Origin of the sequence: Nonomuraea typhae (genome assembly GCF_009760925.1) — a bacterium.
In the GTDB taxonomy this organism is placed as follows: domain Bacteria; phylum Actinomycetota; class Actinomycetes; order Streptosporangiales; family Streptosporangiaceae; genus Nonomuraea; species Nonomuraea typhae.
The window spans coordinates 60,294-83,212 of sequence record NZ_VRLV01000022.1 but is presented as its reverse complement, the minus strand read 5'-3'; the positions used below and the strand labels follow the sequence as shown (position 1 = coordinate 83,212).

Below are 22,919 nucleotides of genomic sequence, written 5' to 3'. Positions count from 1 at the left end.
TCACTCCTGGACCAGGTCGAGCGCCAGCAGACCGGCCGCCTGCCGGGCCTCGTCGACCAGGGCCCTGCCGTACCGGTCGATCTGGACGGGCACGATGAACGGCGAGGACATGGTCTTAAGCCGCACGTAACCCCTGTCCTCGTGGCTGATGATCGCGTCGTTGAACGCCTTGAAGTCGTAGTAGCGGCCGAGTTCGGTGACCTCCTTCGCGTTGTTCAGGTGGGCGACGACCCAGTTCTTGGTGTTCGCCAGCACCTGGTGGTCGACGCCGGTGACCTCCTGGGTGGCGTAGAGCATGCCGATGTTGAGCTTGCTGGCCTGCTTGGCCATCCGGACCCACACATCGAGCTCGTCGCGGTACTTCTCGGTGGAGAAGAGGTTGTGCGCCTCCTCGATCGCGATCTGGATGTCGGGCGGCTCGGAGCCCGAGGTGAAGACGGCGGTCTGCCGGTACATCAGGTATTCGGCCAGCCGTTCCGAAAGCCGTCTGGTGGCGCCTTCCGAGCCGAGGTGGAGATCGACGATCACGATGCGCCCGCGCAGGAGCTCCCCGTAGATCTCGTTGCGGTAGTCGACGCGGGCCGCCGGCGAGTGGTAGGTCCTGGCCGGCTTGAGCTTGGCGAAGCCCGACACCCTGCGGTTCTGGGAGAGCTGCGTGTAGATCGGGAGGGCCGAGCGCCACGGGTCGCCGGAGACGAACGACTGCAGGCCCCGCAGCGCCTCCCCGGTGAGGTCGCCGGCCTCGTCGCGCTCGATGATCCAGTCGATGACCCTGATGAGCGAGTTTCTCTCGACGCCGATGACGCGGTTGCCGGGGTAGCGCCGGATGTGCCCCTCTCCCAGGGCGCGTTCCAGCTCGTCGGCCAGGGCCGCCCTCATGGTCACCATCGCCCGCCATTCGCGCAGGCGCCCGCTCTCCTCGGGGATGTGCGTGGGGACGGAGAAATCAGCCTTGGCCAGAGCGCCGTAGAGCAGCAGGCGTCCGCGCTCCGCCCTGGCCTGCCGCCTCGCCGCGTCCTCCGGTGTCTCACCGACGACCGGGGCGCCGCCGAAGTCCGCCAGGACGAAGCCCTTCACGTAGTCGGCGGAGGCGTCGGCCAGTTCGGCGGAGATGATGTCCTTCACCGGCTGGATCTGCTCGGGGTCGAAGAAGTTGAAGCCCAGCGGGCGGACGTTGCGCCTGCTGCCGTCGGCGCCGAACTTGTAGATGACGACGTGTTCGACGCCGATCGCGGCCAGGTGGGTGCCGTCCTGGGTGTTCGGGTTGGCGTATTCGCCCTGCGGGTCGAAGATCAGCTGCCCGATGGGCGGCTCGCCGCCGAGCCGACGCTGTTCCGAGACGGCGAAGACCCGGGCCGCGATCGTCTTCATCGTGTTGGACTTGCCCATGCGGGTCATCCCGAACATACCGGTCTTGGTGCCGATGAAGTCCTGGATGTTCACCTTCACCGGCACAGACGACTGCTTGGCGAGGATCGCCCGCCGCCGGGTGGACGAATAGCGCACCGTGCCTATACGCACCATCTGGACGAAGTCGTCGGTGGGCTTGATGAACGAGGTGAGGGCGCTGAGTCCGTCCCCGATCGGCTTGAAGACGCGATAGGTTGCGGTCGCATAGAAGTTATCCACGTCATGTCCGAAATCAAGCACCTGGTGCCCGTCCCGGATGTCTTCATAGAAAGTGCCAATGATCCGGCAGTCCAGCCCGGTAAAGGACATTCTGTTCTTGGTGAAGGGGTCCAGGTCCATATCCAGAACGATGGACGGTGACGGGTCGTTCTTCTTCGAGAGGGCGTCCCGGAGGGCTTCCTCTCTTACGGCGAGCTGGTCGCGTTCGAGCGAGAGCGGCGCGGTGCCCTCGACGCGCAACAGCAGGACCTCGTCGTCGTCCCCGCCGCCGTTGCCCACCTCACGCGCGGTCGCGAGGAGGAACGCGTATTGCGGAATGCCGCCGACCTCGGCTTTCCATCGATCGTGGGTGATGACGACGGCACGGTCGTAGTCCAGCCGATGGACGGCCCCGACCCTGATCGCCCGGTCATCGGCAAGAAGGACCCTTTCGAGAAGGGTCCCTGATCCGACATTGGGGATGAGGTCGGGCATGGGGCGTCCTCCTTGGCAAGTAGTGCCAACGGGTCAGGACCCCCATAATGCAGGATCTTGCTTTCGTTTTAAATACGCCGCCTATTTGTCCGATTTGCTGCGAACAACTGTTCTTCATTTAGTGCTCGGCTGTTTTGCCGATCGCCTCGGTGATGGACTTCATGCCGTGGCGGCGCAGGCGGCGGGCGAGCTGGCGGTGGATGCGCGCGGCCCAGAACGGGCCCTGGTAGATCCACCCGGTGTACCCCTGGACCAGCGTGGCACCGGCCAGCAGGCGCTCCCAGACGTCGTCGACGCCCTCGACGCCGCCGACCGAGACCAGCGTGAGACGGTCGCCGACCCGGGCGCGCAGGCGGCGCAGCACCTCCAGCGAGCGGGACTTCAGCGGCCGCCCGGACAGCCCGCCCTGCTCGCCGTCGTGCCTGATCGTGGTGTTCGTCGCGATGATGCCGTCCAGTCCCAGCTCCAGGGCGAGGTCGGCCACCGCGTCCACGTCGTCGTCGGCGAGGTCGGGGGCGATCTTCACCAGCAGCGGGGTACGGCGGGGCGTCCCGTCGGCCACGTCCTTCACCGCCGCCAGCAGGGGCCGGAGCAACTCCACCGCCTGCAGGTTGCGCAGGCCGGGGGTGTTGGGCGAGCTGACGTTGACCACCAGGTAGTCGGCCAGCGGCGCGAGCTGCCGGGCGCTGGCCACGTAGTCGGCGGCGGCCTCCGCCTCGGGGACCACCTTGGTCTTGCCGATGTTCACGCCGACGACCACCGGAACCCCGCGGGTGCGCCGCAGCCGCTTGGCGGCCACGCCCGCGCCGCGGTTGTTGAACCCCATCCGGTTGATGACCGCCCCCTCCTTCACCAGCCGGAACAGCCGGGGCCGGGGATTGCCGGGCTGGGCGTGGGCGGTGATGGTGCCGACCTCGACATGGCCGAAGCCGAGCGCCGAGATCGCCTCGGCGCAGGCGGCGTCCTTGTCGAAGCCCGCCGCCAGGCCGAACGGCCCGGGGAAGTGCACGCCGAAGGCGCTGACCCGCAGCGCGGGGTCGCGGGGCGCGAACCGGCGGTGCAGCAGCCGCTTCAGGTACGGCAGGGCCGCCAGCACGGCCAGCGCGCGGACAGTGGCGTGGTGCACGGTCTCGGCGTCGAAACGGCGCAGGACCAGCAGGAAAAGGAGACGGTACATCACAGGTCAGGCTACCAACCCGGCTTCGTAGGCGATGATCGCGGCCTGCACCCGGTTGCGTACCCCGAGGCGAGTCAGGATGGTGCTCACATACGCCTTCACCGTGCCCTCGACGATGTAGAGCCTGCCGGCGATCTCGGCGTTGGACAGCCCGGCGCCGACCAGGGCGAGGACTTCCCGCTCGCGCTCGGTCAGGGCCCCGACGCGGTCGCGGGCGGCGGCGGCGCGCGACATCTGGCCGCCGGCGAGCTGGGTGATGACGCGCTGGGCGACCTTGGGCGACAGGTAGGCGGCGCCGCCGGCGACGGCGTGGATGCCGGCCAGCAGCTCGCGGGGGTCGCCGGACTTCAGCAGGAAGCCGCTGGCCCCTACGTCCAGCGCCTTGGCGATGTAGTCGTCCTCGCCGAACGTCGTGAGCATGACCACGGCGCTGCCGGGCGCGGCCTTGCGGATCTCGGCCGCCGCGGCCAGGCCGTCCAGCTTGGGCATGCGGATGTCGAGCAGGACCACGTCGGGGTGGTGGCTGATGGCCAGATCGACGGCCTCCCTGCCGTCACCGGCCTCGGCGATCACCTCGAGCTCCGGGTCGGCGCCGAGGATGGCGCGCACGCCGGCCCTGATCATGGCCTCGTCGTCGGCGAGGAGGATGCGAATCACGCTTCTATCTTGGCGGAGGTGTCCGCACTGCCGTAAAGGCGGACCGTGGCGAACGGTATCGTCCGACTCATGAGCACTCACTATGACGTCGTCGTTCTCGGCGCGGGTCCCGGGGGATACACGGCTGCGGTCCGCGCCGCCCAGCTTGGCCTCAAGGCTGCGGTCATCGAGGAGAAGTACTGGGGTGGCGTCTGCCTGAACGTGGGCTGTATCCCGTCCAAGGCGCTGCTGCGCAACGCGGAGCTGGCCCACATCTTCACGAAGGAGGCCAAGACCTTCGGCATCAGCGGCGAGGTCTCCTTCGACTACGGCGCCGCCTTCCAGCGCAGCCGGAAGGTCGCCGACGGCCGGGTCAAGGGCGTGCACTTCCTGATGAAGAAGAACGGCATCACGGAGTACAACGGCCGGGGCCAGTTCCTGGACGCCAACAGCATCCAGGTGAACGGCGAGACGATCACGTTCGCCACCTGCATCATCGCGGCCGGCGCCACGACGCGGCTGATCCCCGGCACCTCGTTGTCGGAGCGGGTCGTGACCTACGAGGAGCAGATCCTCAGCGAGGACCTGCCGGGCAGCATCATCATCGCCGGCGCGGGCGCCATCGGCGTCGAGTTCGCCTACGTGCTGCACAACTACGGCGTCAAGGTGACGATCGTGGAGTTCCTCGACCGGGTCGTGCCGACGGAGGACGAAGAGGTCTCGGCGGAGCTGGCCAAGCGCTACAAGCGGCTCGGCATCGAGGTGCTCACCTCGACCCGCGTGGAGAACATCGAGGACACCGGCGCCTCGGTCAAGGTCACGGTTACCCGCGACCAGCAGACGCAGGTGCTGGAGGCCGACAAGGTCCTTCAGGCGATCGGCTTCAAGCCGAGGGTCGAGGGCTACGGGCTGGAGAAGACCGGGGTCGCGCTCAACGACCGCGGCGCCATCGAGGTGGACGGGCGCGGCCGTACCAGCGTCCCGCACATCTTCGCGATCGGCGACGTGACGGCCAAGCTCATGCTGGCCCACGCCGCGGAGGCCATGGCCGTCGTCGCGGCCGAGACGATCGCCGGCGTCGAGACGATGGAGATCGACTTCGCGATGGTGCCGCGGGCGACGTACTGCCAGCCGCAGGTGGCCAGCTTCGGCTACACCGAGACGCAGGCCCGCGACCTGGGGTACGACGTCAAGGTGCAGAAGTTCCCGTTCACCGCGAACGGCAAGGCCCACGGCCTGGGCGACGCCAACGGCTTCGTCAAGATCATCGCGGACGACACGTACGGCGAGATCATCGGCGCCCACCTGATCGGGCCCGAGGTGACCGAGCTGCTGCCCGAGCTGACGCTGGCCCAGCAGTGGGATCTCACCGTCCACGAGGTGGGCCGCAACATCCACGCCCACCCCACGCTCGGCGAGGCGGTCAAGGAGGCCATCCACGGCCTGGCCGGCCACATGATCAACATGTGAGCTTGGTGGGCAAAAGTGCCTGCTAGACAGGCATTTCCGGTCTGTAAATGTCAGCACAACGTCAGCACGCTGCGGCGGCCACGTTGGTGGAGATGCCTGTCTGGTAGGCGGTCTGCATGAGGCTGACCGCCGTATCCCATGCCTCGTCCACGAGGTGGCCGTACGTGCGGAAGGTGATCCCCATGTCCTGGTGTCCCAGCCATCGGGACACGTCCGTGATGGGGATGCCCTGAGCGAGTTGCATCGAGGCGTAGGCGTGGCGGAGCCCGTGAGGCGTGAAGTCTTCGGGGAGACCCGCCTTCTTGACGGCGGCCACGAAGGCCGTGCGGTAGGACTCGTACTTCACGAAGCCTTCCACGCGCCCCGTGAAGAGGTACCCGTCAGTCGTCCCATGGTCGTCGATGTGCGTGGCGATTGCTTCGGCCACGAAGGGCGGCAACGGCATGTCGCGGTAGTCGCCCTCCTCCCGATGCTTGAGAGGGCCGGGTACGCGCTTACGGGTGATCTGCTCGTGGATGCGCAGACGCTTACCACCGAACATCTCGCATCCGGTCCCCACGGCGAACGCTTCGGAGACGCGCAGACCGCATCCAGCCATGAGCCACACCGTTGCCCGCCATTGGGCGGGCATCGAGTCGGCGAGTGACTTGATCTGTCCCCATGACGGGACGTAGAAGTCCTGGTGCTGTGCGGGGTTGGGTAGCTCAATGTCCACGCAAGGCGATTCGGGAATGAGCTTGTCTTTCGCCGCCTCGCTGAGGATTTCCGCGATCACGCGGTACGCGCCATTCACGGAGTTCGGCGCGTAGCCCCCCTTGCTCAGGGCCGAGATCAGGTTCTTGATGGTCTGGCGGGTGACGGCGTTGAGCCGCATATGTCCGATGGTTGGGTTGATCAGGTTCTTGAGGCACGAGCGGTATACCTCGATGCTCTTGGGGGCGAGGCTGACCCGCCCAGCGAGCCACTTCTCCGCGAAGGACTCGAACGTGATCGCACCGGCCTTGGGGTCGATGGTGCGGCGCAGGCCGGACACCTTGTCGGACTTGATCTCCAGGATGAACGCTTCGGCGTCGCGCTTCATCTCGTGTGGGTAGGACTGCTCTTGCTGCTTGGAGGTGCGCCCGCCGAGCCGGTAGCGGACCGTCCAGGAGTGGGCGCACTTGGCCCATACCCTTTCAGCGGCCTTACGGTCGTCGGACTTGCGGAGGTTGAGTCTGCGCCCGGTCTTGGTCTCGGCGCACTCGCATTTCTTGTCGTATCGAGTGGCCGCGGCGCGGAAGTTCTTCAGCCGGTTGATCGCGCGTTCGACGACATTGCGCTGTTTGTAGCGCTCGGTGTCGAAGCTGGTGGGCCGGCCTCCGGCGGAGCCGCGGTTGCGGCGGTTGGCGCGCTGGTCGCGGGGTTCGGGGATGGTGTGCCGGATCTTGCGGCGGCGTAGCAGCCGGCGGTTGGCGCGGGAGCTGTAGGCCTTGTCGGCGCTCAGGTGTTCGGGCCGGGTGCGGGGGCGTCCCGGTCCGCGCCGGGGAACGCGGATGCGGGCCAGCACGGCTGGCAGTTGCGGGCTGTCACCGCGCTGCCCCGCGGTGATCAGCAGACCCAGCACGCGGCAGCGTCCGTCGGCGGCCAGGTGAATCTTGGTGGTGAAGCCGCCGCGGGAGCGGCCTGGGCATTCGCCAGCTTGACCACCGCCTCCAGTTGGGCGGCCAGCGCGGCCAGTACCGGATCGCCCTGCTTTGTCCCCGGCGCGTCCCCCTTTTGCCGCACGGGCGCCGGCGCGGTGTGAGGCGCTCCGGCGGCGTGCTGGTGAGCGCGGACCGTGGTGGAGTCCACTGCGATGTTCCAGTCCAGGCGCCCCTCGGCGTCCTGGGCGGCTTGCACCGCGGTGAGCAGCCGCTGCCAGGTGCCGTCGGCGGATCAGCGGCGATGCCGCTTGTAGATGGTGATCCACGAACCGAACCGCTCGGGCAGGTCCCGCCACGGCAATCCCGTCCGCGCCCGGTAAAGCACACCATTGATCACCATCCGGTGATCGTTCCACCGGCCACCACGCCTGCCACCTTCAGGCAGCAGCGCTACCAGCCGCTCCCACTCGGCATTCGTCAGATCTCCACGCCCCATAGATTCAGCGGGGCAAGACCATCACGAATTGTCACAAGAACCAAGAAACAGCTCCTAGGCCGGGCTGGTCTCTCAGAAGTCCAGTAGGGCCAGAGCCCAGCCACCGGCCAGCGCCAGCAACAGGAACGGGGCCAGGAAGTACAGGTGTCTACGCGGCATCGGGCGACTCCTTCGAGACCTGTGACCAGGGCTGATGATCAGCGGGCGGTTTGCCGGCCGCTACCGGCCGTCACCGCGCTTGGGGCACGGATGGTTCACGTGCCGGTTCGGGCAACAGATCATCCCGACCGTGAGGAAGCGCCCTCCGGGCAGCCAGCAGCCCCACTGCACATCCACCCCGCCCGGCAACAGGCCGTATGCCTCGCGCTGGTGGTGAGACATGGAGATCGGGTCGTGGGCTGATGCGGGCGCGTACTGGGTTCGCATCCACTCAATGGCCTTGTCCACGTCCTCGAACGTCTCGGCGATCCGCGATGCGGGTTTGGCCAGCCACTCCCCAGTCCGCATGGGCGGCAACAACGAACTAAAGAAGTCCGGCGAAGTCGGGCGGCGTTCGTCTTCACGGGCCAGATCCGCACCATTGCCGTTCCAGGTGTAGGCGTGCCAGTGCAGCAGCAGTTCCAACGATTCCCCCGTACAGTCGAAGGACGGGACGGCCCCTGCCTGATTCAGGCGGGCGGGGACCGCCCCGGACGGCGTTCTAGATGGTCTTCAGTCCGGCCGCGCGAAGCTCGGCACCGGTGAAGCGGAGCGTCCCGGCATCCGGGTTCTTGGAGTCACGCAGGGCGAACGCATCAGCCACGCCCGCAAGCGGGGCGATCATGACGCACGACTCGCCTTCTCCGTCCTCGTTGTTGCTGCCGCCGCACAGGCGGCGGAAAGCCAACGGACCCAGCTCTCTGGCGTACAAGTCCACAGACATGCTGAACAGACCTCCTAGCGGTGTGGTGGATGGGGTTCGTGGCGGCCCCGCCGTTGCGGCACCAGCGGGACCACCGCACGGCCAGCCCTGACACGGGTGTGTTCCTTCGCGGGACCGTGTCTCCGGGCTCCCCAACAACCCGGAACGGGCCAGGCCATGCCCACGGCTGAACGCAATGGGGGACGTCCCGCCAGCCGTGAACTTTTAGGACGCCTTGCGCCGGGCCGTCGCCCCGGCCAGGAACGCTGCCAGGAACTCTCCCAGCAGCACCTCGGCGCGGGCCTTCGCCTCCTCAATGGAGTCGAAGCTCTCCGACAGCAGGGGAACACCCTGATGATCCGGCAGGCGGGGATAAAGGCTGAACTCGCGCTAGTGCTCAACGACGGAGAACGCCTTGATCTCCCCGACCATCCCGTATTCGGTGTCCTGGAAGTGCCGCTTCCAGCAGATCTCCAGCCTCATGAGGCCGCCGCCCCGCCCCTGCACAACCAGCACAGGCCGCTAAAGTGCACCCGCCGCGCGTAGATCCGCTCCATGAGCGCCCCCCAGCTCGGTGGCACGCCGTTTCAGCTCTGGCAGGTCCTCGGCCGGCACGAACACGTCGTAGCCGCTGCGGTCATGAACCGCCCGCAACCCCGACTCCTCCCGCTTCACCGTGAAGCCGTCGATGACGGTCTCGATCTGGCGCTGCGCGGGAGGCCCGTCATAGCAGGCAAGGGGCTTCGCGTACCGGCGGTGTGCTGTGTGTGCGAGGGCCATGCATCGACTCTGAAGGGTGACGCCCTCTCGGGTCTACGAAATTGCGCCTGATTGCGGCAAGCGTCTCCGAGCCTCTTCGACCAGGGCTCGGGCTGGATCTCCGTACACGGCCATCGAGCGGAGCATCTCGAACGCTTTCAGATACACAGCGATCTCATCCGGCCTATTGGTCCGGATTCGCCCCGTCCAGAGATCGTCACGGACGAGCTGATCATCGAAAATGTAGAAACATTCCCCCGGATACAGAATCCTCCGCCTTGCCGAGGGAATGATGCCGAGTGAGACGTTGGGCAGCCTACTAACCCGAATGAGAAAGTCGAACTGCTCGTGCATTGCCTCGGTGTCACCCATGGAAGCATTGAGTGCCCCGACTTCCAGAACAAACGCGTACCTATTGTGGCCGTCAGTGACTAGATGTTGGCGCGAAAGTCTGGCATCTGTTGCTTCTGTCAGATCATCTGTGGGTAGTCCATATAGGTGCGCATTGGCTTCCATGACGCCATAGACGTAGCCGCGCGTTTGCAGGATGCCCGGAACAACCCCGGATTCATAGACCTTCAACAGTTTTGTCCGCTCATACAGGGCGGTCCCCTGCGCCTGGATGTATGGCTGCCCGGCCCGCATGGCCTGGCGGTGCTCCTCCCACATGAGCGCGATCTCGCGGCGAGTCGCGATCAGTTCGGGAAGGAGTCGCGCCACCCCGCAGGCGATGGCCCATTCCCGGATGTCGTCCTCAGATGCGTTGGACTGCCCCAACTCGATACGGCTGATCTTCGCGGGATGGCAACCCAGTCTTTCCGCCAACTGTTTTGCGTTCATTCCAGCGTCACGACGAATATTGCGGAGTCTGGCGCCAAACGCTTTCTTTGCGACATCTGCTTGCTCGGTCATAGTGCAGTTCTAGACCTGATATTGAGGGTAAGGCGTCGCCATCATCCAGGCCGCCTCGAATGAGTCGCGGCAGAACTTCACCACGTCGGGGTTGTCCGTTAGCTGAACATCTACACGGTTGTTGTTGCCGTCGAGCACATTGAACATGGCCAACTGGCCGTCCAGCACGAAGCAGTCGTTGCCGGGCAGAGGAACAGCCGAGACCAGTCGGCGCGGAAGGTAACGCATTTGCTCCCCCGCAGCGACTCCCGGCCCAGCGAAGATGTAGGCGAATCTGTGGTACTCCGAAAGCGGTTCAGACACCACACGCAGCCGCCGCCAGCTTTGCCCAGCAGCATGGTCTTGGACTACCTGATCCCGCCAGACGAGCGCGGGACCCGCCAGCACTTCGGCGGGGTCCCGTCGCCATGTGTTCAGCAGGTCGTGGTCTATCTGGTAGTCGTCGCGCAGCTCAAGCTTGAGGTAGTGACGCGACTTGCTGAGCAGTTCGCCGCGCCGTTCCGGAGAGATCGACTCCATAGTGCTCCTTTACGTACGTGAGGACGAGCCGATCCACCAGCCGGTCGGGGATCTCCACGAACGTCTCGGTGGGCTTCAGCCCCGTTAGTTGCGCCTCGATGTGCTTGCCCTGCCTGTCGCCCTGAACTATCCAGGAGGCGCGGTCTGTGCGGTAGAACGTCGGGCAGTCGGCGGTGCCGGTCGAGTGCGGGTCCTTGCAGTAGAAGCTAACGATCACGTTGTCGCCAGTCGATTGCATGAGATTGCGCCTCCTGGTGATGTTCGAGCTACCACGTGACCGTCCCCTGCGATCAGCAGTTCGTCAACCCCTCTAGCGGTTCGGCCATCATCACGGGTCAGCACAAGGTCAGCACACTGCCGACGAATGACCGTGAACAACGGCAACCAACAAGAAGCCCCAGACTCACGGATCTAAGCCGTGAGCTGGGGCTTCCTTGATTGTTTGACCTGATCAGACCCTTGTGCTATCTCCAAGAGCCCATACATGATCAACATGTGAGCCCCCTTCTCGGAAGAGATAACCCCAGATCGGTGATCTGGGGTTAAGGGCCGGAGAAGGCTGGTCATGGCGCTACAGATAGGCGATGCCGATGCCGACCAGGACCGTGGAGGCGACGCACGCGATGGTGCGCAGGGTGTTGAAGGCGGTCCAGCGCGGCGAGTACTCGGCGAACGACATCTTCCCCTGGTCGAGGGCGTTGTTCATGGGCACGTTGATCGCGACCGTCACCAGGAACGAGCCGGCGAAGTTGACGCCCGCGGCCAGGTAGAACCACAGGGCGGCGGGTGACCCGGCGACGATGCCGGCGATCAGGGCGGCCACGGGTGAGCCCATGAAGGTGATGAAGAGCCACGGGTTGAGGATCTTCCGGTTGATGCTGACCATGGCCGCCCCGGCCTGCGCGGGGTCGATGGCGTTGAGGCCCCACATGACGGACATCGAGAAGGCGTAGAACAGACCTGCGGTGAGACCGGTGAGCGTGAGGGCGATGAGCGCGATGGTGAGTTCCATGTGGCTTATCGTGGCCCACGTGCGCTGAGACGGTCCATGGTCTGAACGCTCTATCCCATAAGAGTCCGTCTCACTTCATGCGGGCGGCCATGCCTTCCAGCATCAGGTCCAGGCCGAACTCGAACCGGGCCTGCCCGTCGGGGTCGGTCAGTTCGGCGACGTAGGCGGTGAGCGTGGGGAACTGCTCGGGCGGCAGCGACTGGTAGTAGTCCCTGATCTGCCCGACGAATCCCTCGATGTACGTCTTCGGGTCGTCCACGCCCTGGGTGCGCATCCTGGCGAAGTGCTGCGAGCCCTCGAAGGCGTCCCCGGCGATGTACAGCGACAGCCGGTCGACGACGAAGGAGGCGTCCAGCGGCGACATGCCGGCGGAGACCAGCAGGCGCATCATGTACTCGCCCACGCGCAGCGCGTTCGGCCCGGTGGGGATGCTGACCAGGGCGGTCTTGGAGATGTCGTTGTGCTTGGTCAGCACCCGGTGCGCCTCCAGCGCGTAGGCGCGCAGTTGCCGCCGCCAGTCGGCCGGGTCCGGCTCCGGCAGCCGGATCTCGCCGAGGATCACGTCGTAGATCAGGTCCAGCAGCTCTTCCTTGTTCGACACGTGCGCGTAGAGCGAGGCGGGACCGGTCTCCAGTTCCTGGGCGACCCTGCGCATGCTCAGCGCGTCGAGCCCTTCCGCGTCGAGGATGCGCAGCCCGGTTTCCACGATCAGTGCCTGGCTGAGCTGGGGCTTCATCGGTCGCGGCGACTTGCGCCAGGGCGGGGTGGGGACGGTCGTCATCTCTGGCCTCCTTCTCGGAACACTGTACTTGACACGAACGCCGTTCGTCATTAAAACAGTGTTCGTACACGAACGGTGTTCGTCAATAGAACGATGTTCCTAAGGAGTCCCCATGACCGTCTCCGCCACCGCGGCGGCCATCCCCGAGGCCCAGCCGTACAGATGGCGCTGGGTCGCCCTCTTCGTCATCCTCGCCGCCGAGGTGATGGACCTGCTCGACGCGTTGATCACCACGATCGCCGCCCCGACCATCCAGCGGGAGCTGGGCGGCGACAACTCGCTGATCCAGTGGCTGACCGCCGGCTACGCGCTGGCCATGGCCGTCGGCCTGATCACCGGAGGCCGCCTCGGCGACCTCTACGGCCGCAAGCGCATGTTCGTGATCGGCGCCTTCGGCTTCACCGCCGCCTCGTTGCTCTGCGGAATCTCCGGCAACCCCGAGATGCTGATCGTCTTCCGGGTCCTTCAGGGCCTGTTCGGCGCCGTGATGATCCCGCAGGGACTTGGCCTGATCAAGGAGATGTTCCCCCCGAACGAGATCGGCAAGGCGTTCGCCGCCTTCGGTCCCATCATGACCATCTCATCCGTCGGCGGCCCCGTGCTGGCCGGCTGGCTCATCGACGCCGACCTCTTCGGCACCGGCTGGCGCATGATCTTCCTGATCAACCTGCCCATCGGACTGGCCGCCGCGTTCGCCGGGATGAAGTTCCTGCCCGAGTTCCGCCTGTCCAACGCCACCAAGCTCGACCTGGTCGGCATGCTCCTGGTCTCGGTGGCCGCGTTCCTGCTGATCTTCCCGGTCATCCAGGGCCAGGAACTCGGCTGGCCCGCCTGGACCTTCGTCTCCATGGCCGCCTCGATCGTCTTCTTCGCCGTCTTCGGCCGCTACGAGGCCGCCCGCGTCCGCAAGGGCAAGGACCCGCTGGTCACGCCCAGCCTGTTCCGCAAGCGCGCCTTCACCTCCGGCCTCATCGCCGGGCTGGCGTTCTTCTCCGGCATGGTCGGCTTCGGCGTCGTCTTCAACCTCTTCACCCAGGCCGGCCTCGGCTGGGACCCGCTCCAGGCCGGGCTCGCCGGGCTTCCGCAGGCCGTCGGCGGCGTGATCGGCTTCGGCATCGCGATGTCCGGCCTCCAGGCCAAGCTCGGCCGCGGCCTCATCCAGATCGGCGCCGTCGTCATGGCCGCGGGCGCCGGCGTGCTCGCCCTGTTCATCCACCTGTACGGCATGCAGATCGGCTACTGGCAGCTCGCCCCCGGCCTCGCACTGGTCGGCATCGGCATGGGCCTGACCATGGCGCCGTTCTTCGACATCGTCCTGGCCGGCGTCGAACCGCACGAGTCCGGCTCGGCCTCGGGCACGCTCACCGCCGTCCAGCAGCTCGGCGGCGCACTCGGCGCCGCCGTACTCGGAACGCTCTTCTTCAACCTGCTGAAGAGCCAGATGGCCTTCTCCGACGCCCTCCAGCTCACGATCCTCGTGGAGGTCGGCCTGCTGGCCGCCACCTTCGCGCTCTCGTTCCTGCTGCCCGAGTTCGCCCGCCCAGGCGCCGACGGGCACTGACGGTGTACGGCAAACGCCCCCGGCATACCGGCCGGGGGCATACGCTTGTCCACATGAGCACCACGTACACCGTCACCGGCATGACCTGCGGCCACTGCGTCGCCTCCGTGAAAGAGGAGGTCGGCGAGGTCCCCGGCGTCACCGCGGTCGAGGTCGACCTGGCCTCCGGGCGCGTCGAGGTCACCGGGCAGGCCGACGACAACCTCGTCCGCGCCGCCATCAAGGAAGCCGGCTACGACGTCGCCTAGAAGCTGGGCCGCGTGCTGTCGGCGTCGTGCGTCAGCTGCTCCACGTGCCGCATGACCTCCGCCACCGGCACCACGCCCGGGTGGTGCGGGCGGCGGCGCTGCCACGGCTTCGGCCCGTCGAGCGGCCGGTACTCCACCCCCAGCGCGTCCAGGCGGCCCAGGTGGGCGGCCAGCCGTTCGGTGAAGTCCGGGCCCGCGGCGCCCGCCCAGCCGATCTCGGCCAGCGCGCACGAACGCGGCCAGGCCCGGTAGTCCAGCGTGCGGGCGTCCGGGATGCGCTCGCTCCACAACTGCGCCTGCAGGCCGAGCACGTGCTTGCGCTCGGCCAGTTCCCATGAGGACGGCGCCGGGTCGAACGCCGCCACGTCGGCCACGGTGACCGCCTCGCCGATCGCCATCGGCTCCTCGGCCGAGGCCGCCTCCGCGTAGTCGAAGTACAGCGGGAAGATCGGCGTGGCCACGACGTCGTGCCCGGCCGCCGCGGCCCTGCGCCCGACCGGCATGCCCCGCCACGGCATGACCAGCGTGTCCGCGCGCAGGTCACCGGCGACGAACGCCTCGTCCCACACCACCGCCCGCGTGCCGCGCTCGGCCAGCACGTCGGCCAGCCGCCGCAGGAACCACGCGTGCAGCTCGCCCACCGAACCCAGCCCCAGCTCGTCGGCGTAGGAGCTGATGTCGTCCGAGGCCGCCCACTGGTCCAGGACCACCTCGTCGCCACCGAGATGGAAGTACGGCGTGGCCCCCAGCGCGCCCAGCAGCTCGTCGAAGACGGTCGTCAGGAAGCCGACCGTCGCCGGCAGCGGCGACAGGATCGCGGGGGAGATGCCCCACTTGTCGAGCACCTGGACCGGCTCGCCCGTCGCGCCGAACTCCGGATAGGCGGCCAGGATCGCCGAGGCGTGCCCCGGCACGTCGATCTCCGGCACCACCGTGACCGCCCGCGCCCTGGCATACGCGGCGATCTCCGCCAGATCGGCCAGCGTGTAGTAGCCGCCGTGCGGCACGTCGTCGAACGTCTCCGGCTCGTGGAAGAAGTGCGTCGCCGTACGCGGGCGGTGCGAGCCCGCCTCGTGCAGGCGCGGGAACGCCCGGCTCTCCACCCGCCAGCCCTGGTCGTCGGCCAGGTGCAGGTGGAGGCGGTTCAGCTTGTGCACGGCCATCAGATCGACCACGCGCAGCAGCTCCCGCTTGGGGAAGAAGTGCCGCGCCACGTCCACGTGCAGGCCACGCCAGGCGTAGCGTGGCGAGTCCTCGATCCGCACCCCGGCCACCTGCCACGAAGCCCCCGCCGACCAGCGGTAGGACTCGTCGGGCAGCAACTGGTGCAGCGACTGCCCGGCGTAGAACGCCCCGGCCCGGTCACCCGCCCTGATCTCCACGCCGCGCGAGCCGACCGTCAGTTTGTACGCCTCGGGCCCCAGCGCGGGGTCGAGCCGGAGCTCGATCGCACCCGAGTCACCCGGCCGCAGGTCGAGTACGGGCAGCGCCAGCCGTACCGCCTCGACGAGATCGTCGGGACCGGACACCACGGCGCCCGCGGTCAGCTCGTAGGAGCCGGACAGGTGGCTGAGCAGATTAGGGCGAGGAATCATGCTTTGAGATACTGCTGCAACCCGTCGGCCAGCGCCACCGCGATGCGCTGGCGGAAGGCCGGGTCGCGGAACTTCGCCGCCTCACCGGCGTTCTTCATGTTCCCGCACTCGATGAAGACCTTCGGCACCGTCGAGAGGTTGAGCCCGCCCAGGTCGCTGCGGAAGTCGAGGGCGTCCTTGCCGATGTAGGTCGAGTACGGCAGGCCGGTGCCCTTCCTGAACGCCGCGCGCACCGCCAGCCCGAGCTCCTTGGAATCGCCCACCACCGGATCGACCGGGCCCTTGATCTTCTGCGGCATGATCACGTGGAAGCCCTTGTTGCCCGGAGCCGCGCCGTCGGCGTGCACCGACAACGCCGCGTCGGCCTTCGCCTGGTTCCCGATCGCCGCGCGCTCGGTGATGCACGGGCCCACGCTGGTGTTGTCGGCCCTGGTCAGCTTCACGCTGGCGCCGCGCTGCTTGAGGATCTTGGCCAGGCGGTTGGAGACGTCCCAGGTGAAGGCGGCCTCGGTGTAGCGGTCGGCGGTCTCGGTGCCGGTGGTGTCGCACGCCTTCCACTTGGTGAGCACGTTCACCTTGCGGTTGACGGCCTTGGGATCGCGGAAGTTGCCGCCGTTGTGGCCGGGGTCGATGACGATGACCTTGCCCTGGAGCGCCTTGGCCGCCCGCTTCGGCGTCGTGGTCTGCTGGGCCGGAGCCTGAGCCTGCCCGGCCTGAGCGCCCCCGCCCACGGCGTCACTGTTGGCGACGCCGCCACAGGCGGTGGCGGTCAGGCCGAGCAGGGCGAGAACGGTGGCAGGAAGAGCACGCATGCGCTCCAAGGTACGTCACGATCCGGTATCACCAGACGTGTTCGCCCACTTCCTGCCGCTGGAGAAGGGCCGCGAGCTCCCTCGCGTCCTCCGCGTCCAGCCCCAGAACCACCCGCGGACGGCCCCACGGGTGGTCGAGGGAATGGGCGACGTAACTGGCCACGGACTCGGCGCCGACTTCGTTCCCCCTGCCCTTGCCGGCCCGCCAGTGTGCCCAGGCGCGCTCTAGCTCGGCCGCCGCGCGCTGGGCACATGACACCAGTTCTGGATCACGCATGACTGTTCCCCCCGGATCAGACGCCATGATGATGACGAGTAAACCGGGAGGACCCGTCCCCGCCTCAGGGATTGTCCAGCCTTTGGACAGCCTTTAGGCAGGCCCCGTGCTCCGCCGTACGATCAGTTCCGGGGTGACCTGGCGCAGTCTGGCGGCCTTGCCGGGGTCGCCGATCCGGTCGCTGAGCAGGGCCGCGGCCGAGCGGCCCATCGTGCGCCTGGGCTGGTCGACCGAGGTGAGCGAGATGAGGCCAGACGCCGCGAAATGCGTGTTGTCGTAGCCGACCACCGACAGATCCTCGGGCACACGCAATCCCAGCTGTGCGGCAGCCGTCAGCACGCCCAGCGCGACCACGTCGTTGGCCGCGAAGATCGCGGTGGGCCGGGGTTCGCGGGTGAGCAGCGCCGTTGCCGCCGCCTGCCCGCTGTCCTCGGAGGACTCCGCGTGCTCGACCATGATGTACGGCGCGAGCGCGTGCCGTCGCATCGCCACCAGATACCCCTCGCAGCGCGAGGAGCGGCTGCCCTCGATGTGGGCGATGCGCTTGTGGCCCAGCTCCACCAGGTGGTCGATGGCCAGCCGGGCGCCGAGTTGGTCGTCGTCGACCACGATGTCGACGCCGTCGAGCTCGATGTCACGTTCCCCTACCACCACCGTGGGGGTGTAAGAGGTCGCTTCGACAAGGGTTTCGCTGGTCGGCGGTATGCCTAAGAGCACCAGGCCGTCGACCCGGAGCTCCAGGAACGCTTCAATGGCCTCGTCCTCGAAGGCGGGGTCCCATTGGCTGTTGCCGATCAGCATGCGCAACCCGTCGCCGTGCAGGCTTTCCTGGAGTCCGTCCAGGAACTCGGCGTAGAACGGGTTGTGCAGGTCGGCGACGAGCGCGCCGACCAGATGAGTACGGCCTTCGACGAGGCTGCGCGCCACGGCGTTCGGCCGGTAACCGAGCTCGCGTGCCGCCGCGAGCACCGCTTGCCGCCGATGCTCGCTCACGTGCGGCGAGCCGCGCAGGACGAGTGAGACGAGCGATTTCGAGACGCCTGCTCGCTCGGCGACGTTGCGGATGGTTGGCCTGGGCCGGGGCAGGGTGTCTACCTCGGCGACGGTCGTGTTGACGGGCGGTCCTGACATGTGTCTCCCCCGCGATGCGGATACGGGCACCTGTCTCACCAAACGATCGAGTACGCCGCAGGGTACGGCCTACTGTATGGGAAAGGCGGATATTGACGCCGTCCCCGGTCGGCCGCTATTGGGCACCCGGTTGGATAGTGTGCAGATGTGACACCCGGGAAGTCCTCCGCCGAGGCGGCGCGCCCCGCACGGCGCAGGCTGAGCGTCGACCGGCGGCGCGAAGAGCTCATGGCCGCCGCCTTGGAACTGTTCAGCAAGCGTGACGCGGAAGACGTCTCGATCGACGACGTGGCCAGCGCGGCCGGCGCCTCGCGGGCGCTGGTGTACCACTACTTCGGCGGCAAGCAGGAGCTCTACGTGGCGGCGCTGAAAAGCGCGGCACAACAGTTGGAGTCCCGGCTGCGCCCCCAGGAGGGCGGCAGGCCGCTCGACAACCTGACCGCCGGGCTCCGGCGGTATTTCGACTTCGTGGAAGAGCACGCGGCCGGGTTCGCCGCGTTGCTGCGCGGGGGACCGGCCAACCGGGCGGGCGAGGTCGGCGAGATCGTCGACGGGGTCCGGCAGCGGTTGTTCCGGCTCATCCAGCAGCAGATGCGGGTGGAGCAGCCGTCTCCCGTGCTGCGGACCACGATCAGGTCGTGGATCGCCTCCGTGGAGACGGCCGGACTGGACTGGCTGGAGCATCGGGACATCGAGCGCCCCGTGCTGGAGAAAATGCTCGTGGATCACATGATCGCGCTGCTCGGTGTGGCCGCGACCTACGACCCCGAGGTCCGTGCCCTGTTCGAAGGGCTGGCTCACGAGCAGTTTCCCGGCTGAGCCGGTTAAACGGGCTAAAGCGGGCTTACGCGGGCTTAGCGGGAAAGGGATGGAAGGCGAGGGGAAGGATGGCGCCGGGCGGGCGGCGCCAACTCCCATGTGCGTCCCCCGACGCGCGGGGCGACATGACGTCGTCACGCGGGTGGACCGGGCCGATGACCCTGGCCCACCGTGAAACCCCCCTATAGGTCCGTGACGACCTCGGTGTTACTCCGAGCGCTGCTGCGGAATCCCCGCCAGCAGTGCACGAACCTCGGTCTCCCGGTATCGCCGGTGACCGCCGAGGGTGCGAATCGACGTCAGTTTGCCCGCCTTGGCCCACCGGGTAACGGTCTTGGGGTCGACCCTGAACATGGTCGCGACCTCAGCGGGCGTGAGCAGCGGCTCGGCCTCGGGTGTACGAGCTGACATTTGTGCGGCCTCTCCTCCGTGTGGACCGGCATTCGCGATCCTGCGACTGCTTGTGCGCGTGTCACGGATGTCCCCCTATGGCCCAGAACGTGCGGCTTTTCCGAGCCATATGCGGCATCACCCGAAGTGACCATACCGCCACGCAGAGCGATTGGCGAGCCCTTCTTTGACCCAACTGCCCGCCCACATGGCGATGTCACGCTCGGTGATTCTAGCGACACGTTTCGTGGTATCGCAGTGAAAACGGCAAACTACTCAGTTCGCAGAAGCCAGTAGCCGTGACACGTGACCTACTCATGCCATGCTCTTGCTGGTCAGGACCCCTGTATGGGGTTCAGTTGGCAGATTCCAGAAGTTGCATTGACTTCCAGCGCAAGATCACGCGCTGATACATTGCGAACGCAAGCTCTTCTTGACCCGTCTCCAAACCGGTCAAAGCTGCCGAAAGCTCCGCAACCGACTGGTCCGCCTGAAGCGCGTCGTCGTCCATCACGTGCACGAGCCCGCCGTAGTCGAGCTCCACCAGCGAATGCGGATGGAAGTCCTCCAGCCAGCGTGCCACGTCTTCCACGTCCAGCCCCGCAGCCACGTCGCCCAGATGCTTGCGCAGCACCTGCAGCGCCTTGGCGCAGCGCCGCCTGGCCTGGGCCATGGAGGTCACGTAGATGAGGTTGCGGCCCGTGGCCGTGGTGAGGTCCTGGCCCTTGGCCGGCGCCGAGCCCAGCACGAGCCACCGCTCGTTGCCGTCGAACGGGATGAACCAGGAGGGCGGCACGTGCCAGGCCGTGGTCCTGATGTGCGTGCGCAGCGCCGAGGCGCCGCCCTGGCGCTTGAAGCGGTCGAAGTCGTCGGCCGTCTGCTCGGCGATTGACTTGGGGACGAACCGGTCCATCATCTTCACCGGAGTGGTTCCGCGCAGCCGTGAGAACGCCAGCCACGAGCGCAACCGGGTCTGCCAGGGGCAGACGTAGAGACGATCCTCCACACGCCGCAAATAGGCGTTGGGACTCTCCTGGGCGGGCGCGGGGTGCGGCGGCACGGCGAGGAGGCGCCGGAGGGACTCGCCATGCTCGGCCTGAAGCGCGTTCGCCCGGCGCGGGCGGTCGCGCGACTCGGCGTAATCGGCCCAGACCTTCCGCTCGGACTCGCTGAAGGCGGTCAGCGGCTCATAGACGCGGAGGTACGCGGCGTAGGGCAGCACGGAAGGCATCGTGTCATGAAGACAGCCTGCTTGCACCGTTGCTGCCACTACCCTGAGAGGTGATCTCCGCCGCGAAGGTGCGGCGGACCGGACAGGGAGTCACTACCGTGACCGACGTCTTCGGCACGTCCCACAAGGACGTTCACGAACAGGTCGTCTTCTGCGCCGACGAGCAGAGCGGCCTCCGCGCGATCATCGCCATCCACAACACCCAGCTAGGCCCCGCTCTCGGCGGCACGCGTTTCTACCCCTACGAGAGCGAACAGGCCGCCCTGGCCGACGTGCTCAACCTGGCCAAGGGCATGTCGTACAAGAACGCCCTCGCCGGTCTCGACCTCGGTGGCGGCAAGGCCGTCATCATCGGCGACCCGGCGACCCAGAAGACGGAGGCCCTGCTGAGGGCCTACGGCCGCTTCGTCCAGTCGCTCGGCGGACGCTACATCACCGCCTGCGACGTCGGCACCTACAGCCCCGACATGGACCTCGTCGCCAGGGAGTCCCGTTTCGTCACCGGGCGCACCGTGGAGCACGGCGGCGCCGGCGACTCCTCCATCCTCACCTCGTTCGGCGTCTTCCAGGGCATGCGCGCCTCGGCCGAGCGGGTGTACGGCACGCCGTCCCTGCACGGCAAGCGGGTCGGCGTGGAAGGGGTCGGCAAGGTCGGCCACCGCCTGGTGGACCTTCTGCGCGAGGACGGCGCGGAGGTGGTGATCTGCGACGTCAGCGAGGCGGCCGTCGAGCGGGTACGGCTGCGCCACCCCGAAGCCGACGTCGTGGCCGACGCGGCCGAGCTGGCCACGGCCGACATCGACGTCTTCGCCCCCTGCGCCCTGGGCGGCGCGCTGACCGACTCGGTCGTCGAGACGCTGCGCGCCAAGATCGTCTGCGGCGCGGCCAACAACCAGCTGGCACACCCCGGCGTGGAAAAGCAACTCGCCGAGCGCGGAATCCTCTACGCTCCCGACTACGTGGTGAACTCCGGAGGCGTCATCCAGGTCGCGGACGAGATCGAGGGCTTCAACATGGACCGCGCGCGGTCCAGGGCGGCCAAGATCTACGACACGACTTTGAAGATCTTCGGAATCGCCGCAGAAGAAGGCGTACCTCCAGCCGTCGCAGCGGATAGGCTGGCCGAGCGCAGAATGTCGGAAGTCGGGCGAATCAGGGGCATTTGGCTGGGCGCCTGACGCCCCACGTCCATACGACGTACCGAGCTGGGCACAAAACAGGTACGGTAATAGGCGAACAAGAGGCTGACGTCCGAGACAGTGACGTCGGTGTGTGGTGCGTTAGCGACGAGGGGTCGGGGACGACCCCACACGAGGGGGTCGAGCCAATGGGGCGCGGCCGAGCAAAGGCCAAGCAGGTCAAGGTTGCTCGCCAGCTGAAGTACAACAGCGGTGGCACAGATCTTGATCGTCTTCGCGACGAACTCGGAGTCGGAGACTCCAGCCACAACGATGACGCCGACGACCTCAACGATGAGCTGGCGGATCGGTATGCCGATTACGCCGATCAATACGGCGCCGGAGACGACGACGATGACGATGACCGTTCGTCCGAACGCAGATAGCCGCTCTTCAGGTTGACGTTGTAGCCAGGCACCCGATGTGGAATCAATCACATCGGGTGTCTGTGTGTGCGCGGGATTTCGCTAGGAGTCCCGGGGGAAATACACCCGGCTCCAGTGCTCGGCCGAGCGGACCAGGTCTTCGTTGACGCTGATGATGAAGCGGCCGAGGTTCTCCAGCCGGCTCCCGGCGGGCGAGTCCGGGCCGAGCGCCCGGGCGCCGTCGTGCGCGCCGGTGGCCACCAGGCTGGCGAGGCGGGCGCTGGCGATCATGGCGTGATACCACGTGCGGTCGTCGATCACGTACAGGTCGGCGCGGCGGCGTGGGTCGCGCTCGCGGCGGATGAGCTCCTGGGCCTCCAGGTAGCCGACGGCCTTGGAGATCGAGGCCGGGCTGACGCGCAGGAGCCGCACGAGCTCGGCCGAGGTGAGGCTGCCGCTGTCGGTGGTGAACAACGCGGCCATCACCCTGGCCATCATCTGGGGCAGCCCCGACAGGACCATCTGGTCGGCCAGGTGCGCCGAGACCCTCTCCACCGTGCGCGGGTCGTGTCCGCCCGGGGCGGGCGCGGAGGCGCGCGGGGCGCTCGCGCGCCGGCGCGTGCGGCCTTCGCCGGCGCGCTGGGCCCGCTCGGGGTGGTAGGCGTGCGGGCCGCCGTTGCGCATGACCTCACGGGTGACGGTCGAGGTCGGCCGCCCGAGGCGGCGGGCGATGGCGGCGTAGGTGTGCCCATGGGCAAGTCCGGCCGCGATCTGGCGGCGGTCCTGCTGTGTGAGCCTCTCTCCAGGCATGGTGCCAGCCTAACGCAACGTCGACCTTGCATTAACCCGCAGATTAGGTGCAACAAATTTTCTGCTCTGAGCTGCCTATATGCATGTTGCTTCAGGAAATCGCGATTGACCGAT

General features: G+C 67.3%; 24 protein-coding genes and 2 pseudogenes. 6 read left to right on the top strand and 20 right to left on the bottom strand.

From position 1 onward, the window contains the following. From FVE25_RS49545 to FVE25_RS49535, 3 genes are all read right to left on the bottom strand, one after another. Complete coding sequence (locus tag FVE25_RS49545; RefSeq protein ID WP_157254377.1) at positions 1 to 2,103, bottom strand: helicase HerA domain-containing protein; 2,103 nt, start codon at positions 2,101 to 2,103, stop codon at positions 1 to 3. A gap of 118 nt (positions 2,104 to 2,221) precedes the next feature. Then, positions 2,222 to 3,280, bottom strand: a complete 1,059-nt coding sequence (locus FVE25_RS49540; protein ID WP_157254376.1) for a quinone-dependent dihydroorotate dehydrogenase — start codon at positions 3,278 to 3,280, stop codon at positions 2,222 to 2,224. Between the two features lie 6 nt (positions 3,281 to 3,286). Next, entirely contained in the window at positions 3,287 to 3,937 is a 651-nt protein-coding gene (locus tag FVE25_RS49535; RefSeq protein ID WP_157254375.1) for a response regulator, read from the bottom strand. 69 nt (positions 3,938 to 4,006) lie between these two features. Between FVE25_RS49535 and lpdA the strand changes: the two genes are divergently transcribed. After that, a complete protein-coding gene (gene lpdA, locus FVE25_RS49530) occupies positions 4,007 to 5,386 on the top strand; it encodes a dihydrolipoyl dehydrogenase (protein ID WP_157254374.1) in 1,380 nt (459 codons plus the stop codon). A gap of 61 nt (positions 5,387 to 5,447) precedes the next feature. On the opposite strand, the pseudogene FVE25_RS55985 reads toward lpdA, so the two are convergent. From FVE25_RS55985 to FVE25_RS49480, 10 genes and pseudogenes are all read right to left on the bottom strand, one after another. Continuing rightward, positions 5,448 to 6,362: pseudogene (locus FVE25_RS55985) on the bottom strand (tyrosine-type recombinase/integrase); the annotation flags it as partial. 270 nt (positions 6,363 to 6,632) lie between these two features. Further along, positions 6,633 to 7,504: pseudogene (locus FVE25_RS49520) on the bottom strand (IS5 family transposase); the annotation flags it as partial. A 219-nt stretch (positions 7,505 to 7,723) separates the two neighbouring features. Beyond that, entirely contained in the window at positions 7,724 to 8,128 is a 405-nt protein-coding gene (locus FVE25_RS49515) for a hypothetical protein (protein ID WP_157254373.1), read from the bottom strand. 76 nt (positions 8,129 to 8,204) lie between these two features. Further along, positions 8,205 to 8,426, bottom strand: a complete 222-nt coding sequence (locus tag FVE25_RS49510; protein WP_157254372.1) for a DUF397 domain-containing protein — start codon at positions 8,424 to 8,426, stop codon at positions 8,205 to 8,207. A 369-nt stretch (positions 8,427 to 8,795) separates the two neighbouring features. Continuing rightward, positions 8,796 to 8,921, bottom strand: a complete 126-nt coding sequence (locus FVE25_RS56695; RefSeq protein ID WP_281367985.1) for a hypothetical protein — start codon at positions 8,919 to 8,921, stop codon at positions 8,796 to 8,798. A gap of 6 nt (positions 8,922 to 8,927) precedes the next feature. After that, on the bottom strand, positions 8,928 to 9,185 hold the full coding sequence (locus FVE25_RS49505) for a hypothetical protein (protein WP_157254371.1): 258 nt from the start codon (positions 9,183 to 9,185) through the stop codon (positions 8,928 to 8,930). Between the two features lie 33 nt (positions 9,186 to 9,218). After that, entirely contained in the window at positions 9,219 to 10,076 is an 858-nt protein-coding gene (locus tag FVE25_RS49500) for a helix-turn-helix domain-containing protein (protein WP_157254370.1), read from the bottom strand. 9 nt (positions 10,077 to 10,085) lie between these two features. After that, on the bottom strand, positions 10,086 to 10,595 hold the full coding sequence (locus tag FVE25_RS49495) for a DUF6879 family protein (RefSeq protein WP_157254369.1): 510 nt from the start codon (positions 10,593 to 10,595) through the stop codon (positions 10,086 to 10,088). A 571-nt stretch (positions 10,596 to 11,166) separates the two neighbouring features. Next, on the bottom strand, positions 11,167 to 11,607 hold the full coding sequence (locus FVE25_RS49485; RefSeq protein WP_157254367.1) for an anthrone oxygenase family protein: 441 nt from the start codon (positions 11,605 to 11,607) through the stop codon (positions 11,167 to 11,169). A gap of 70 nt (positions 11,608 to 11,677) precedes the next feature. After that, the gene (locus FVE25_RS49480) at positions 11,678 to 12,388 is read right to left on the bottom strand and encodes a TetR/AcrR family transcriptional regulator (protein WP_157254366.1); all 711 of its coding nucleotides are present in this window, start codon (positions 12,386 to 12,388) and stop codon (positions 11,678 to 11,680) included. A 112-nt stretch (positions 12,389 to 12,500) separates the two neighbouring features. Here FVE25_RS49480 and FVE25_RS49475 point away from each other — a divergent pair, with 112 nt between their 5' ends. After that, the gene (locus tag FVE25_RS49475; RefSeq protein ID WP_157254365.1) at positions 12,501 to 13,949 is read left to right on the top strand and encodes a DHA2 family efflux MFS transporter permease subunit; all 1,449 of its coding nucleotides are present in this window, start codon (positions 12,501 to 12,503) and stop codon (positions 13,947 to 13,949) included. Positions 13,950 to 14,002: 53 nt separating this feature from the next. Continuing rightward, positions 14,003 to 14,197 carry a heavy-metal-associated domain-containing protein gene (locus FVE25_RS49470; protein ID WP_157254364.1) on the top strand — a complete coding sequence of 65 codons (195 nt, stop codon included), beginning with the start codon at positions 14,003 to 14,005 and terminating at the stop codon, positions 14,195 to 14,197. Here the strand turns inward: FVE25_RS49470 and FVE25_RS49465 are convergent. The 4 genes from FVE25_RS49465 to FVE25_RS49450 all read right to left on the bottom strand — a co-directional run bounded on the left by FVE25_RS49465 (position 14,194) and on the right by FVE25_RS49450 (position 18,012). Continuing rightward, on the bottom strand, positions 14,194 to 15,792 hold the full coding sequence (locus tag FVE25_RS49465; RefSeq protein WP_157254363.1) for a beta-N-acetylhexosaminidase: 1,599 nt from the start codon (positions 15,790 to 15,792) through the stop codon (positions 14,194 to 14,196). The two genes, FVE25_RS49470 and FVE25_RS49465, sit on opposite strands and share 4 nt — an antisense overlap. Beyond that, positions 15,789 to 16,604, bottom strand: a complete 816-nt coding sequence (locus FVE25_RS49460) for an N-acetylmuramoyl-L-alanine amidase (protein WP_157254362.1) — start codon at positions 16,602 to 16,604, stop codon at positions 15,789 to 15,791. Before FVE25_RS49460 ends, FVE25_RS49465 begins: the two co-directional genes overlap by 4 nt. A gap of 28 nt (positions 16,605 to 16,632) precedes the next feature. Then, positions 16,633 to 16,881: a hypothetical protein gene (locus tag FVE25_RS49455; RefSeq protein WP_157254361.1), complete on the bottom strand. Its 249-nt coding sequence runs from the start codon at positions 16,879 to 16,881 to the stop codon at positions 16,633 to 16,635. A 93-nt stretch (positions 16,882 to 16,974) separates the two neighbouring features. Then, positions 16,975 to 18,012, bottom strand: a complete 1,038-nt coding sequence (locus FVE25_RS49450) for a LacI family DNA-binding transcriptional regulator (RefSeq protein ID WP_157254360.1) — start codon at positions 18,010 to 18,012, stop codon at positions 16,975 to 16,977. A gap of 147 nt (positions 18,013 to 18,159) precedes the next feature. Here FVE25_RS49450 and FVE25_RS49445 point away from each other — a divergent pair, with 147 nt between their 5' ends. Next, positions 18,160 to 18,831 carry a TetR/AcrR family transcriptional regulator gene (locus tag FVE25_RS49445; RefSeq protein WP_246268694.1) on the top strand — a complete coding sequence of 224 codons (672 nt, stop codon included), beginning with the start codon at positions 18,160 to 18,162 and terminating at the stop codon, positions 18,829 to 18,831. A 207-nt stretch (positions 18,832 to 19,038) separates the two neighbouring features. On the opposite strand, the gene bldC is transcribed toward FVE25_RS49445, so the two are convergent. Together bldC and FVE25_RS49435 are read right to left on the bottom strand one after the other, a co-directional pair. Then, positions 19,039 to 19,242: a developmental transcriptional regulator BldC gene (gene bldC / locus FVE25_RS49440; RefSeq protein WP_013133571.1), complete on the bottom strand. Its 204-nt coding sequence runs from the start codon at positions 19,240 to 19,242 to the stop codon at positions 19,039 to 19,041. A gap of 334 nt (positions 19,243 to 19,576) precedes the next feature. Continuing rightward, complete coding sequence (locus FVE25_RS49435) at positions 19,577 to 20,443, bottom strand: DUF8083 family protein (RefSeq protein WP_157254359.1); 867 nt, start codon at positions 20,441 to 20,443, stop codon at positions 19,577 to 19,579. A 107-nt stretch (positions 20,444 to 20,550) separates the two neighbouring features. Here FVE25_RS49435 and FVE25_RS49430 point away from each other — a divergent pair, with 107 nt between their 5' ends. Both FVE25_RS49430 and FVE25_RS49425 read left to right on the top strand, forming a co-directional pair. Continuing rightward, complete coding sequence (locus tag FVE25_RS49430) at positions 20,551 to 21,630, top strand: Glu/Leu/Phe/Val family dehydrogenase (protein ID WP_157254358.1); 1,080 nt, start codon at positions 20,551 to 20,553, stop codon at positions 21,628 to 21,630. Between the two features lie 149 nt (positions 21,631 to 21,779). Beyond that, positions 21,780 to 22,016 carry a DUF3073 domain-containing protein gene (locus tag FVE25_RS49425; RefSeq protein ID WP_157254357.1) on the top strand — a complete coding sequence of 79 codons (237 nt, stop codon included), beginning with the start codon at positions 21,780 to 21,782 and terminating at the stop codon, positions 22,014 to 22,016. A gap of 81 nt (positions 22,017 to 22,097) precedes the next feature. On the opposite strand, the gene FVE25_RS49420 is transcribed toward FVE25_RS49425, so the two are convergent. Then, a complete protein-coding gene (locus FVE25_RS49420) occupies positions 22,098 to 22,805 on the bottom strand; it encodes a helix-turn-helix domain-containing protein (protein ID WP_157254356.1) in 708 nt (235 codons plus the stop codon). Between the last annotated feature and the right edge of the window lie 114 nt (positions 22,806 to 22,919).

Bases quoted from the DNA above. Each gene is read 5' to 3' on its own strand.
- FVE25_RS49545 (WP_157254377.1), bottom strand. From the start codon at position 2,103: ATGCCCGACCTCATCCCCAATGTCGGATCAGGGACCCTTCTCGAAAGG.
- FVE25_RS49540 (WP_157254376.1), bottom strand. From the start codon at position 3,280: ATGTACCGTCTCCTTTTCCTGCTGGTCCTGCGCCGTTTCGACGCCGAG.
- lpdA (WP_157254374.1), top strand. From the start codon at position 4,007: ATGAGCACTCACTATGACGTCGTCGTTCTCGGCGCGGGTCCCGGGGGA.
- FVE25_RS49510 (WP_157254372.1), bottom strand. From the start codon at position 8,426: ATGTCTGTGGACTTGTACGCCAGAGAGCTGGGTCCGTTGGCTTTCCGC.
- FVE25_RS49505 (WP_157254371.1), bottom strand. From the start codon at position 9,185: ATGGCCCTCGCACACACAGCACACCGCCGGTACGCGAAGCCCCTTGCC.
- FVE25_RS49500 (WP_157254370.1), bottom strand. From the start codon at position 10,076: ATGACCGAGCAAGCAGATGTCGCAAAGAAAGCGTTTGGCGCCAGACTC.
- FVE25_RS49495 (WP_157254369.1), bottom strand. From the start codon at position 10,595: ATGGAGTCGATCTCTCCGGAACGGCGCGGCGAACTGCTCAGCAAGTCG.
- FVE25_RS49485 (WP_157254367.1), bottom strand. From the start codon at position 11,607: ATGGAACTCACCATCGCGCTCATCGCCCTCACGCTCACCGGTCTCACC.
- FVE25_RS49480 (WP_157254366.1), bottom strand. From the start codon at position 12,388: ATGACGACCGTCCCCACCCCGCCCTGGCGCAAGTCGCCGCGACCGATG.
- FVE25_RS49475 (WP_157254365.1), top strand. From the start codon at position 12,501: ATGACCGTCTCCGCCACCGCGGCGGCCATCCCCGAGGCCCAGCCGTAC.
- FVE25_RS49470 (WP_157254364.1), top strand. From the start codon at position 14,003: ATGAGCACCACGTACACCGTCACCGGCATGACCTGCGGCCACTGCGTC.
- FVE25_RS49465 (WP_157254363.1), bottom strand. From the start codon at position 15,792: ATGATTCCTCGCCCTAATCTGCTCAGCCACCTGTCCGGCTCCTACGAG.
- FVE25_RS49460 (WP_157254362.1), bottom strand. From the start codon at position 16,604: ATGCGTGCTCTTCCTGCCACCGTTCTCGCCCTGCTCGGCCTGACCGCC.
- FVE25_RS49455 (WP_157254361.1), bottom strand. From the start codon at position 16,881: ATGCGTGATCCAGAACTGGTGTCATGTGCCCAGCGCGCGGCGGCCGAG.
- FVE25_RS49450 (WP_157254360.1), bottom strand. From the start codon at position 18,012: ATGTCAGGACCGCCCGTCAACACGACCGTCGCCGAGGTAGACACCCTG.
- bldC (WP_013133571.1), bottom strand. From the start codon at position 19,242: ATGTCAGCTCGTACACCCGAGGCCGAGCCGCTGCTCACGCCCGCTGAG.
- FVE25_RS49425 (WP_157254357.1), top strand. From the start codon at position 21,780: ATGGGGCGCGGCCGAGCAAAGGCCAAGCAGGTCAAGGTTGCTCGCCAG.
- FVE25_RS49420 (WP_157254356.1), bottom strand. From the start codon at position 22,805: ATGCCTGGAGAGAGGCTCACACAGCAGGACCGCCGCCAGATCGCGGCC.